This is a genomic window from Edaphobacter sp. 4G125 (assembly GCF_014274685.1).
Taxonomy (GTDB): Bacteria; Acidobacteriota; Terriglobia; order Terriglobales; family Acidobacteriaceae; genus Edaphobacter.
Genome location: NZ_CP060393.1, coordinates 480,080 through 492,842 on the forward strand (window position 1 = coordinate 480,080; position 12,763 = coordinate 492,842).

Here is a 12,763-nt window from a genome sequence, read left to right on the forward strand (position 1 = left end):
CCGATCATACGTCCAATATATTGGACATTGCAATTATGATCTATTAAGTATGGATCGCGAAATCGAGTTACGCCATCTGCGGTACTTCGTCGCTGTTGCTGAGGAACTGCACTTTGGCCGTGCCGCCGAGAGATTGCATCTGGCTCAGCCTCCCCTTTCGCAACAGATCCGCAAGCTGGAAGAGATTCTTGGGTATCCACTTTTTTTGCGGACTTCGCGGGCGGTGAAGTTGACCGCGGCGGGAGAGGTCTTTCTGGAGCGCGCACGACGCACCCTACGCAATGTCCAGGAAGACATGGAAGAGGCGCGTAGCATTGGGCGTGGCGATGAAGGTTTTTTGCGGGTCGGGTTTATCGGGTCAGGTATGTTAACCCCGCTGCCTGCGATGCTGGGGCATTACCGGCGTTTATATCCTCGGGTCCAGCTTCAGCTTTCGGAGAATTACACGGCGGGCATCGGGCAGTCGCTCAATCGCGGGACCCTGGATGCTGGATTTTTACGCGATGGTGGTTCGATAGAAGGGCTGCGTCTGGAGGCGCTGTTTTCTGAGCCGTTTGTTGCTGTTTTGCCGAGTAGCCATCGCCTGGCAGACCACAAGTTGATCTCGGCTGCTGATCTTCGCGATGAGCCATTTGTCTTCTTCAGTCCAACGGCGGGTGCGTTGGCGTATGAGAAGCCAATCTCGTTATGCGAAGAACATGGGTTCCGTCCCCGGGTGGTGCAAGAGGCCCCGCAATGGCTGACGATCCTGCGACTGGTCGGCGCAGGGCTGGGCGTCACGATTGCTCCGGAGTGTGTGAAACAGATTGCGGGAGAAAACGTCGTCTGCCTGAATTTGCGCGGTGCGAAGGTGATGAGCGATATCGAGCTTGCCTATCGGAAACACGAAGACCGCGCTGTTGTAGGAGCGTTTGCTGCGGTTGCGCGCGCGAGTTTTCGCAACGCGGTTCACGAAGAAACTGGCCTCAATATGCAGGCTAGCCGAGAAATAGCTTCTCGACGTCGAGCCAGTCGTTGACGCGGCGATACCCTTTAACGTCGATGTTGTGTGGTGAGGTGAAGAGGATGCCTTCTCCCTTGAAGCGGCGCAGCTGTCGCGGGTTGTCGTCAATGAGGAAGTCGGCGTTGAGGATACTCTTGTCGCCACAGTAGACGATATGCGACGGAAGAATGAAGGGAAAGTGACGTTCGAGCCAACGGAACTTCTGATGGAACGAGGTGGGAACCTCCATCGCGGCAGTGGCAATAAAGACTTCATAGTCTTGTTGCAGTCGGCGCATGACTCGCTGGGATTCCGGCATAACGGAGAGGTTTTCGAAGAAGTCGGCAGAGGATAGATAGCCGAGCAGTGTGTTGTGCCGATCAAAGGAGACGACATCCCAGAGCGCCTTGCCTTGCAGGTCGTCGAGTGAGAGCTGATCTTCGTGGTCTCGGTTATAGCGGCGCAGATGCTCAGCAAGAGCGTCTGCCATGACCTCATCCATATCAACGCAGATACGTTTCACAGGGTGGCTCTCACAATCGAAGCTGCAATGCTCTCCTGACGTTCGGCAGGCTTCTTTTGTGGGGCATCTCGAGCGGGGTCCCAATAGAGCAAGCGTCCGCAGCTTTCGCAGGTCAGCATCAGTTCATGGTTGCTGCGGTCGCGTAGATCGTTCCAGGGCTGCGGCCGAACGACCATCTGGCATGCAGAACATTTGTGGTCGACTCCTTCAGCAAGTGCAGTGCCACGCGATTTTGCGATTCGGTCGTACATTAATAATGAGTTTTCGCCGATCTGCGGTCGCAGTTCGGCTCGCTTCGCATTTGTTTCTGCAAGGAGGGCTTTGTTGCGGTCCAGAGCCTCTGTGGTACGAGTGGTTTCGTCAGCGTGACGGCGCGCGAGGTTGGCGATGGTTTCTTCGGTCGTCTGCTTTGCGGTTTCCAGCCCCTCGGTTCGCTCCATACTTTCAAGCTCGGCGTCTTCAAGACGGCTGACTTCCTTCTCAGAAAAGGAGATCTCGTGTTCGAGAGCCGCGGCCTGGGCGGTTGTGGTCACGACATCCATCTGTTTTCGCAGGCGGGCGATCTTCTGTTGATGATCCTTGATGTCCAGTTCCTGCTGACGGCGCAGGGTTTCTTCTTTCGTCAGGTCGCTGAGAATCGAGGCAAGTTTCTTCTTTGCCGCAGCGTGATCCGACGCCAGGGCAGCGACTTGTTTGGGCAACTCAGCCATTTCGTCGTTCAGGCGGCGGACTTCGAGGTCCAGCCCCTGCAGCGCAATCATCTTTTCAAGATCGGGATGCATCCGAAACCTCTTCTTCTGCGGGGTTGCAAAATCCTGCACAGACGCAGGAACCGCAGGAAATCGCAGTCTAGCATGGCAGCGGAATACGAACCAATTTATGCACATGCAAAGCGTGTCAGACGTTGAGATGGCTGAAGAATTAGGGAGATAATGGGAGGTATTGCGGGCCGCTTTCCGCCGTGCGTACGTTCCGGCAGCGAGAGCGGCTAATGTTTCACTTGCCCAAGGGGCACACTCCTGCACCCATTTCCCTTAGGACTGGTTTGTATATGCAACTGTGGAATGACTACGAAGGAAGAACGATCGCTGATGCGTATCCGCTGAAAAAACTGGTTCGGCCTGAGGGTCGTAGCGCCTTTTTTCTGACAACGAATGGGACGGGAACTCCGGCGATGGTGCGATTGATCGAGGCGCACTTCGATGAGTCGGAGATTCTATCGCGGTGGAAGAAGGTTTCTGAGATCAAGCAGGAAAACCTGGTTGCGATCCGAAAGTACGGCGAGACCGTACTGGACGGCACTCCGCTGGTGTATGCGGTGATGGAGCCCACGGAGATGAGTCTGGCAGACCTGCTCCAGAACCGCACCATGACCATTGACGAAGCAAAGCAGCTTGCCAACAGTCTGCTTACGGCGCTCACAGCGCTGCACTCGCGTGGTCTGGTGCATGGGCACATTGAGCCGGTGAATATTCTTGCAGCGGGAGAGACCGTCAAGCTGCGCAGCGATTGCGTACGCGAGGCAGCGGAGCCGGATGGAAGCGAGGCAGATATCACCCGCAAGAAGGCCGAAGATACTCATGCAGTCGCGGTGGTGTTGTTGCAGGCATTGACGGGAAGACGCAATCTTCAGGGATCGGCAACGTTGTTGCCTTCTCCTTTTGATGGAATTATTCGGAATGGCTTGAGCGGTAAATGGGGGCTCAGCGAGATGGCTGCCGCTCTAGGGCCAGTCGCTCCGGTGCAGGTCGCTGCCGCGGTCCCAGCGCCGCGTCCTACGGAAGTGAAAGAACAGCCGAAGGAAAAGAGCGCGACCGTAGTCGAGGAGTCGAAAGAGGCGAAGCCCACGAAAGAAGCGCAGGCGAATCTCTTCGAGAAGGCGGAGACAGCTTCTACTGGAAAGGTTGGAGAAAGGATCGCTCCCCAGACAGCGAAACCAGCTACGCCGGTATCGCGACCTACTGTTACGCAGGCTCCTGATGTACGACATCGGATTGTGAAGCCGATTGAGGAGGGCACAAAACGAACAAGACTGATGATTGCTGCTGCCGCAGTAATCCTGCTGTTGGTGTTCTTTGGATGGCGAATGACACGGAGCGAACCTGCTGTGGGAGCCAGTGAAGATGCGCGAACAGCAGTGGCCACACCGCAGCCGGTTTCGACTACTCCGGCACCAGAGAAGACCTCTGCGGCACGGCCCTTACCGGGAAGAGAGATAACATCCGTAGTTCCGGCTTCCGGACGCACTCAGTGGCGAGTGGTGGCCTACACCTACAATCACGAAGCTCAGGCGCAACAGAAGGTCGAAACTCTGAAAAAGCAACAGCCGTCGCTGAACCCGGAGGTTTTTTCTCCGAACGGACGTGCGCCGTATCTAGTCACCCTTGGCGGGCCCATGACGCGGGAGGATGCCGAGGTGTTGAAACGAAAGGCTCGCAGCTCCGGATTACCTCGCGATATCTATACCCAAAATTACGATCGCTAAGTTGTTATTAACGATGAGGGTGCAGCTTTCCTGAAGCTGCACCCTTTCGTGTGCAAATGCCAAAAAAATCAGCCAGAAACTGAATCAAGAGGCTCTGGAAGGGAATCCAAAACTTCGACCCATGGCCTCCACCACATTAGATTTACCAGAGTTACCGGAACCTGTTCAGGAGCACGCTGCTCCCCACGCTATATGGCGTCCGAAGATTAATCCATGGATCGTCGCCATGACCGTCACGCTGGCGACCTTTATGGAGGTTCTGGACAGCTCCATCGCCAACGTAGCCCTGCCCCACATTGCGGGCGGCCTTGGAGCGTCGCAGGACGAGGCAACCTGGGTACTGACCTCCTACCTGGTCGCAAACGCCGTGATTCTTCCGGCGGGCGCCTACATGACGACCTTTATCGGGCGCAAGCGGTTCTACATGATCTGCGTCCTGCTATTCGGGATCAGCTCGGCTCTGTGCGGTCTGGCTCCTTCATTGCCGTTACTGGTGTTCTTCCGCATCCTGCAGGGGATCGGGGGAGGCGGTCTGGCTCCCTCGGAACAGGCTATTCTCGCGGATACGTTTCCGCCGGAGAAACGAGGCCAGGCGTTTGCGATGTATGGTCTTGCGGTCGTCGTTGCTCCAGCGATCGGACCTACACTCGGCGGATGGATTACTGACAACTACGATTGGCGCTGGATCTTCTTCCTGAATGTTCCTATCTGCCTGCTTTCGCTCTTTTTGACATCAAGGATCGTGGAAGATCCGCCGTGGGTGGCCGATCAGGTGAAGGAGTCACAGAAGGGTGGCATCAAGCTCGACTTTCTGGGTTTCGCATTGCTGGGTATAACCTTCGGCTCGCTGGAGTTCATCCTCGACAAGGGTCAGGAAGACGACTGGTTCGCTTCGCCCTTGATCACCTTCTTTTTTGTCGCGATGGTCATCGCCTTCGTGCTCATGATCTGGTGGGAGCTGCGGCAGCTGCGAATAGGGCATCGACCCATTATCAATCTAACGCTGTTTAAGCGACGTAATTTTGCCATTGGCTTCATCCTGATGTTTGTGTTGGGTTTTTCGCTTTATGGCACGACGGTCTTGATTCCCCAGTTTGTGCAGACGTTGCTCGGTTATACAGCTGAACTTGCAGGCATGGTGCTTTCGCCGGCGGGCTTGATGATGATGGCGATGATGCCGGTCGTCGGATTCCTCTCAAGCAAGGTCGATCCGCGCAAGCTGATGGGCTACGGTTTTTTGATGCTCACGTTGTCGCTGATTACGATGCACACGATGGACCTGGGTATCAGCTATCCTCGCCTGGTATTTCTGCGTATCTTCCAGGCCTCGGGGTTGGCCTTCCTGTTCATTCCGATCAACATGATCGCGTACATCGGGGTGAAACAGTCGGAGAGCAACGACGTCTCCGGCCTCACCAATCTAGCCCGTAACATCGGCGGATCATGCGGAACGGCTTTTGTAGCAACTATGTTGACGCGCCTGACTGCGGCGCACGAGACGCACATGATCCGTAATCTGACGCCGGGCAACCCGGCCTTTGTCGATCAGGTGAAGAAGCTACGCGGAATGTTCGGCGGCCACGGCGACGGAAATCCCTTCCTCGGCGACGCAGCGCACTCGGCGCAGGCATACATCTACAACCAGCTGCATCGTCAGGCTGGGATGCTGGCATATCTCGACATCATCCAATATATGGCGATCTTCTGCGCCTGCATGCTTCCTCTTCTGTTCTTTATCCCCAAGCCGCCAAAGGGAATGGGGCCGGGAGCAGGGCACTAAGAAAATCTGAATTGACGCAAAGGGCGCAGATGAATATCTGCGCCCTTTTCTATGTGATGAATGGTGTTATTTCGTATCACCCAGCATAGGTTTGCTTAAACCGCGCACGGTGTGACCCATCCTTCCTTGAGCATCGAAGACGATGACGTCGTTGCTCCCTTCTACCAGCCACGGCGCAGGCGTATAGAGCGTTTTCTGCGGACCAACGTTCCATATTCTCCCCATGGCATGTCCATTCAACCAGAGCTGTCCCTTGGTGAATTCTGTAGTGTCAAGGAAGGTGTCGGCAGTCTTTGCGAGTTTGAAGTCGCCACGATAGAAGCAAGGTCCTTCGCACGGTTTAGTCGCAAAGGGTAGCTTGTCAGTGTGCGTCATCGTTAGCGGATAGATCTCCCAATCGAGTAGCTGTTTCCCCGCAAGTGTGACCTGGTGGGTGATGCCTGCGCTTTCTCTGCCGATCGTCTTGCCGAAGTTCACCCGGCCGGTATTTTCCACCAGAATATCGAGTTGGGCGCCCACAGTGCCATGAAGAGCAATGCGATCCTGCTTCAATCTCCGGTCGATCGTTCCGATCAGCTTCTTGTTGAGATACACCTGCGCATAGCTGTGCAACTGGTCGAGTACAAGTTCACCATCGGCATCAGCTTTGAGGTGAGTGCGATAGAGAATCCAACCGTAAGCCTGGCCGATCTCTTCCATTGTCTCGATCCTCTCCGAGCGGATTGCAGTTGGCAGGTTCTCCCATAGCGAAGCTGCTTCAGGCAATGCAACAGCAGGCACAGCCATTGCCGGAGCTACATTTGGAACCGGAGGTAGCTTCGCGCCGGTGGCCTTCGCAATTACGTCGCGCATGGCGAAATACTTGGGCGTTGGTCGACCGCTCTCATCCAGAGCCGAGTCGTAGTCATAGCTCGTCACGTCTGGCTCGTAACTTCCCTTGCCATCGGTGTTGGCTCCGTTCATCCAGCCAAAGCTGGTGCCGCCGTGAAACATGTAGATGCTGACTGAGTAGCCCTGTTCAAGCATCCACTTGAGGTTTGCCACTTGCGCCTCGGTGTTCGTGTGCGCGTGCTTGCTCCCCCAGTGATCGAACCATCCTGCCCAGTATTCGCTGTTGAAGAAGGGACCATTTGGGCGATACTTCTTCAGCGTCGCAAAGGCTTCTTTTGCCTCTCCATCTTTTTCGCCACCGAAGTTGATGCCGACCGGAAGGTCCGGCAGCGAGCCATCCGGAACCTGCACCGGACCATCGGCCGTATAGAGCTGCGATTTGGTGAAGCCTGCATCGACCAGCAGCTTGTGAATGTGCTGCATGTACTCATGATCTTTGCCGAAAGAACCGTACTCATTCTCAACCTGTGTCAGGATGATAGGGCCGCCATTGCCGATCTGCAGTGGCGCCAATTCCTGCCCAAGCCGCTTGATCCAGCGCGCAGCAGGCTGCATAAACTTTGGATCCGTGGTGCGAACCACAGTAGAGGGATCTTTGAGTAGCCACGCTGGGTAGCCTCCCCACTCCCACTCTGCGCAAACATAAGGCCCGGGGCGAAGAATGACATAGAGCCCTTCCTGCTTGGCCTCGCGGATGAACTCTGCGACATCGTTATTACCGCTGAAGTCATAAACTCCGGGTTGCGGCTCATGCACATTCCAGAAGACATAGGTTGTGATTGTATTGAGCCCCATGGCCTTTGCCATACGCAGGCGAGCACGCCAGTATTCGCGAGGAATACGCGGATAATGCATCTCGCCAGAGATCACACGGAAAGGTTTGCCGTCGAGGACAAAGTGTCCATCCGCGACTCGAAAAGTATGGGGTGTCGTCTGTGCGTAAGAAGAGAGGGTGAAGCAAGATGCAAGAACACAGGCGCAAAAGAAGCGTGCGGCTCGTGAAATATTCATCGCACCCTTATAGTACTGGCATCGGGATGGCTGCTGCTGCTCTCTAAGTGACTTAGAACTTGTAGATGAGGTCGACTCCAAAGAAGAACTGGTTGCGGGCCGTTCCGTTGTCATATCCTCTTCCATCCCATGAGTGATCGAAGCGGAGTTCGGGTCGTAGCATCAGCGTAGAGCTAAGATACTGCGTTATATAAATCGTGTTCTCTGTATATTTCCCAGGGATACCAGTGCGTTGGCCACGCTTATCATTCAGAATGTCGAAACGAAAACCTGCAAAGAGCTTTGGACTGATCTGACGATTGATATAGCTCACCAGCGCATATGCTGGAGCTGTACAGGTGAGCTGCCCATTAGCGCAGTAGGCTCCATTCGCTCCTATCTTTGTGGGGACAGGATTGGCAACATTCCCGGCGACGTTTGGCACATCGAGTTGATACATGTACCAGGCCTCGCTGGCTATATGCCACTTCGTGTTGAATCGGTGATACCAGGTAGCATCGTAATGTTGTACGTTGTCGTGGCCGTATCGGCCATCGTTAATTCCACTGGCGCACAAATACATATTGTCGCGATGGCTATAGGTTGAATAGTCCAGGCAGGCAAGCGCAGATGCCCTGGCATCTTCAGTCCATGGAGCGACATCGTGACCCGCTGTAATGCCCAACTGTACGATCCATTGTTTCGTCAGCTTCATGCTGGCAACCGCGCCGGTTTCCGTAGAGGGAGCAGCGGTGTAAGCGAGTGAATGCGTCATGCTGTAGTTATTAGCGGAAGGCTGCGATTCAATACCTGGCATCGACATGAAGCGGCCGATGCGGATGTTCATGCCCTTTTTCATCGGAAGATAAAGATCGACATACGCCAACATCGGATCGAAGCCATACTGGCGATTCTTCTGATACAGCTGCTGGCTGAAGTAGCCTTCCGAGGTTGTAAACCGGTAATCCGTTCCATAAAGAGCCATCACGTGATAGCCCCAATCGAACTTATTGCTCTGCACCGTATCGGGAATTCGTTCAAAGTTCAGAACCGCTTGATTCAGCTCTAGGCGATTGGCATAGATGCTGTAGGAGACCGGGTAAGTACTCTTTCCTGAGGTGGTGGCATCCACGCCCATAGCAAACCATCCATATATATGAGAGCGACCTTCTTGCACCCCAAGCTGTTTCAGCAGAGGGCAGGAATCGCCATCCGGCGCGCCAATAGCCGGAGAACCGCCATAGCTCCAATCCGAGGCCGGAAACGGAGGTGAGTTCAATGGCATTTCGGAGATCTCGACCTCGGATCCGTTGGCATCCGCTGAAGCATTGCCAGGGCTTATTCCGGAAATCTCTTTTGTTTGGGCACTACATTGCATCCACACGCCTGAAAAGCTGCATGCAAAAAGCAGCACGACGCATGCAGCCTGCGCCGGGCGCAGCCTGCTTTTCAATCTCATATTTTTTCCTGTGGAGTGATACGAAAGGGACTCGTCGTGGAGCCTTATCTACGACGAGATAGTATCACCCGAAACAGGCAGATTGGTAACAGATTTTAAAAACAAAAAGGCCGCGGAAGACCGCGACCTGTCTATACAAATCTAAAACTTGTAGATGAGGTCGACCCCGAAGAAGAACTGGTTGCGGGCCGTTCCGTTGTCATATCCTCTTCCATCCCATGAGTGATCGAAGCGGAGCTCCGGTCGGATCATGATCGTTGAGCCGATATATTTGGTTGCGTAGAGGGTGTTCTCGGTGTACTTGCCCGGGATGCCCGTGCGCTGTCCCTTCTTGTCGTTCAACAGATCCGAGCGGAAGCCGACGAACAGATGAGGATTGAACTCACGATTCACATAGTTGACGAAGGCGTATTCCGGAGCCGTGCAGGTCAGTTGTCCTGCGGCACAGGTTGCGCCATTCGCGCCGAGTTCTGGGGTAATCGGATTCTGGACATTGCCGGCAACGTTCGGAACCTCGCGCTCATACATGTACCAGACCTCGGTAGCCGTATGCCACCTCGCGTTAAAGCGGTGATACCACGTTGCATCGTAGTCCTGCAGATTGTTGTAAGCGTACTTGCCGTCGTTGATGCCATTGGCGCACGCATAAAAGTTATCGTGATTGGATTTGGTGGAGTAGTTGATACAGGCGATTGCAGATGCCTTGCGATCATCCGACCAGATAGCCACGTCATGACCGGCGGAGACGCCAGCTTGAATCATCCACTGCTTCGTCAGTTTCAGGCTGGCAATTGCGCCTGTGTCAGTAAAGGGGTCGATGGTGTAGAGCAGCGAGTGCGTCATGTTGTAGTTATTCGGCGCAAGCTGCGCTTCGATACCTGGTACGGAGAGAAAGCGCCCGATACGGATGTTCAATCCCTCTTTTACCGGAAAATAGAGGTCGACATATTCAAGCACAGGGTCAAAGCCGTAGCGACGATTCTTCTGTAACAGCTGCTGGCTCAGATAATCCTTTGCAGTAGTAAAGCGATAATCGATCCCAAAAAACGCAGTAAGGTGATAGCCCCAATCGAAGTGGTCTTTCTGCACCGTATTGGGTAGGCGCTCGGCGTAGATGACCGCCTGGTTGAGCTCCAATCGGTTGGGGAAGATGTCATAGGAGACGGGGAAATTGTTGTTTGAAGACGTGCTGGCGTTCACGCTTACAGCGAACCAGCCATAGATCTTCGAACGGCTGTTCTGCTTGCCCAAGGCCGTCATCAGAGGATAGACATTTCCATCCGGAACTCCGATTGGCGGCGACCCGCCATAGCCCCAATCAGAGCTTGGAAACGGCGGCGAATCAAGTGGCGCATCCAACATCCGGCGAGTTGTGGCCGGAGGGTCGGGGAGATGTCCTGTCCAGTCCGCTTTATAAAAGGCCCCGAGACGCTGAAAGAAATTCCCCTGAGATTGTAATGATGAAGATGTTGTTTCTTGCGAATCCGAAACACCGGGGATGGAGTATATTACGCCTGCATTTGCAGGTTGGTCGATTGCAGGCTTGTTCTCTTCAGAGATCGCTTCTCTGCAAAATAAGGCAAGAAAAAAGCCCGCGCAGAGAATCCGCGCAGAGCTTCGCTTCCAAAGGATTGAGTGCATACGTCTCCTGCCGTGGCGACCGGAACATTCGCAGTTCTCGCTGCCAAAGTGCGGCATATCTAACGTTAGCGCGCAAAGTATAAAGAAGCTGTAAGGAAACAGAAAAGAGTCTGTAAGGAAGCTTCTTGAGCTCCCTTACAGCAAGAAGTTATACCGGTAAAGGATTACGTTCGCCAAACTGAACCTGATGCCAGTAAGGATAGGCACGCTGTACTTCACTGGCCGCATCAAGTTTAGCGATCTGCTCGGGCGTAAGCTTCCAGCCCACTGCACCCAGATTCTGCTTCAGCTGCTCTTCGTTGCGCGCGCCGATGATTAGTGTAGAGACCGTCGGCCGTTGCAGCAGCCAGTTCAGAGCGATTTGCGGAACAGTCTTTCCGGTCTCCTTGGCGATCTCATCCAACGCATCGACCACCTTGTAGACGTATTCCTGTTCCGGCTGTGGACCGTTGTCGACCACGACCTTCGTCTGTAGGCGGCTCTTCTCCGGCAATGGTTGTCCGCGGCGAATCTTGCCCGTCAAGCGCCCCCATCCCAGCGGTGACCATACCAGTGCCCCTACGCCCTGGTCGAGCGCCAGCGGCATCAACTCCCATTCGTAATCACGTCCGATCAGAGAGTAGTACACCTGATGGCCTACATATTTAGCCCATCCGTAACGCTCGCTCACCGAGAGAGACTTCATCAGATGCCAGCCGGAAAAGTTTGAGCAGGCGATATAACGGACCTTGCCCTCACGTACGAACTGGTCCAGTGTCGTCAGCACCTCTTCGACCGGAGTAAGGGCGTCAAAGGCGTGCATATGGTAGACGTCGACGTAGTCAGTGCCCAATCGCTTCAGGCTGCCATTGAGCTGCTGAATCATGTGATAACGGCTGGAACCCGTATTATTCGGCCCTTCGCCGAAGCGAAAAGTCGTCTTTGTCGAGATCAACACATCTTCGCGCTTGTAGGGCTTCAGGGTTTTGCCTAGTACCTCTTCGCTCGACCCATTCGAATACACATCCGCGGTATCGAAGAAGTTCACGCCTGCATCCATACAGATGCCGACAATACGATCTGCTTCCTGTTGCGTCGTCTCACCCCACGCCTTGAAGAACTCGTTGTTTCCGCCGAAAGTTCCCGCACCGAAGCAAAGCTCCGGCACCTTAAATCCTGATCGTCCAAGAAGTCTGTATTCCATAGTTATCTATGATGCTTCAGACTTCAGCAGTGATTCCACAGGCTGAGGCCAGAGAAAAACCGTTTCAGACAAACAAAATGCCGCATCGGAACCCGATGCGGCATTGGAAAGGGCTAATCAGTGCTCACTTACCGAGATGCCAGCTTTCTGCGAGCAATTCCAGCCGCGGAGACTAGTCCCGTGCCCAGAAGAGCAATCGTAGAGGGCTCCGGTACAGCCGGAGGTGCCGGTGCGCCGATCAGGAAGAACTGCTCGGCACCGTCATTTGCAATGGGCATGGCCATCGTGAAGAAAACCTGATCGCTCTCAGCAAAACCCGCGAGACTGAAGCCCTGGAGTAGATAGTCGGCATAGCCATTACCGTTGTTGACAGCTGGAACCGGGGTCGGCTCGCTGGGGTCATACCCTGCTACCTTAATCCCGTTAACAAACATGTCAAAGTAACCCAGGTACTGCGTCTCGCTGGTCTGATTGATATCAATTCCGATCCAGAACGAGGTGGAGTTCACAACGCCCAGGATCTGGCTGACGGTGTACGTCGGCGACTGGGTATCGGGATAGCTCGACACATTGGATTTAATCAGGGTGTAGTCGAGGCCAACTGGATTCTTGCATGAAGCGTTACCGATCACGCAAGGGCTGTTGGTCGATTGCTGGTAATTCTTGGCGGGGTCAGAAACCAAGGTAATCGTATCAGCGTAAGCGACGGTGCCTGCAAGCAACAGTACCGCCAGTCCAATTTTCTTCATTCAATTCTCCAGTTCTAAAGACTTATGAATTTTGTACAAACACCTTCTCAGGGAAAAGTTCATATTTAGAAAGCAACAAC

General features: G+C 54.2%; 10 protein-coding genes. 3 read left to right on the forward strand and 7 right to left on the reverse strand.

Annotation, left to right across the window (positions count from 1 at the left end):
• Positions 1-49: 49 nt before the first annotated feature.
• Complete coding sequence (locus H7846_RS02020) at positions 50-1,018, forward strand: LysR substrate-binding domain-containing protein (protein WP_186694848.1); 969 nt, start codon at positions 50-52, stop codon at positions 1,016-1,018.
• Here H7846_RS02020 and H7846_RS02025 read toward each other — a convergent pair.
• Both H7846_RS02025 and H7846_RS02030 read right to left on the reverse strand, forming a co-directional pair.
• Positions 978-1,505: a 5' nucleotidase, NT5C type gene (locus H7846_RS02025; protein ID WP_370561322.1), complete on the reverse strand. Its 528-nt coding sequence runs from the start codon at positions 1,503-1,505 to the stop codon at positions 978-980. The genes H7846_RS02020 and H7846_RS02025 overlap by 41 nt on opposite strands.
• Positions 1,502-2,287 carry a zinc ribbon domain-containing protein gene (locus H7846_RS02030; RefSeq protein WP_186694850.1) on the reverse strand — a complete coding sequence of 262 codons (786 nt, stop codon included), beginning with the start codon at positions 2,285-2,287 and terminating at the stop codon, positions 1,502-1,504. The genes H7846_RS02025 and H7846_RS02030 overlap by 4 nt, the downstream gene beginning before the upstream one ends.
• Positions 2,288-2,556: 269 nt before the next feature.
• Between H7846_RS02030 and H7846_RS02035 the strand changes: the two genes are divergently transcribed.
• Together H7846_RS02035 and H7846_RS02040 are read left to right on the forward strand one after the other, a co-directional pair.
• Positions 2,557-3,990 (forward strand): serine/threonine-protein kinase, encoded by a 1,434-nt coding sequence (locus H7846_RS02035; RefSeq protein ID WP_186694851.1) that lies wholly within the window; start codon positions 2,557-2,559, stop codon positions 3,988-3,990.
• A gap of 121 nt (positions 3,991-4,111) precedes the next feature.
• A complete protein-coding gene (locus H7846_RS02040) occupies positions 4,112-5,770 on the forward strand; it encodes a DHA2 family efflux MFS transporter permease subunit (RefSeq protein WP_186694853.1) in 1,659 nt (552 codons plus the stop codon).
• Positions 5,771-5,836: 66 nt separating this feature from the next.
• On the opposite strand, the gene H7846_RS02045 is transcribed toward H7846_RS02040, so the two are convergent.
• From H7846_RS02045 to H7846_RS02065, 5 genes are all read right to left on the reverse strand, one after another.
• Positions 5,837-7,672: a glycoside hydrolase family 35 protein gene (locus H7846_RS02045; protein ID WP_186694855.1), complete on the reverse strand. Its 1,836-nt coding sequence runs from the start codon at positions 7,670-7,672 to the stop codon at positions 5,837-5,839.
• A 52-nt stretch (positions 7,673-7,724) separates the two neighbouring features.
• Positions 7,725-9,110 (reverse strand): outer membrane beta-barrel protein, encoded by a 1,386-nt coding sequence (locus H7846_RS02050; protein WP_186694857.1) that lies wholly within the window; start codon positions 9,108-9,110, stop codon positions 7,725-7,727.
• Between the two features lie 141 nt (positions 9,111-9,251).
• Positions 9,252-10,751 carry an outer membrane beta-barrel protein gene (locus H7846_RS02055; RefSeq protein ID WP_186694858.1) on the reverse strand — a complete coding sequence of 500 codons (1,500 nt, stop codon included), beginning with the start codon at positions 10,749-10,751 and terminating at the stop codon, positions 9,252-9,254.
• Between the two features lie 148 nt (positions 10,752-10,899).
• Positions 10,900-11,934, reverse strand: a complete 1,035-nt coding sequence (locus H7846_RS02060; RefSeq protein WP_186694860.1) for an aldo/keto reductase — start codon at positions 11,932-11,934, stop codon at positions 10,900-10,902.
• Between the two features lie 128 nt (positions 11,935-12,062).
• Positions 12,063-12,683 carry a PEP-CTERM sorting domain-containing protein gene (locus H7846_RS02065; protein ID WP_186694862.1) on the reverse strand — a complete coding sequence of 207 codons (621 nt, stop codon included), beginning with the start codon at positions 12,681-12,683 and terminating at the stop codon, positions 12,063-12,065.
• Between the last annotated feature and the right edge of the window lie 80 nt (positions 12,684-12,763).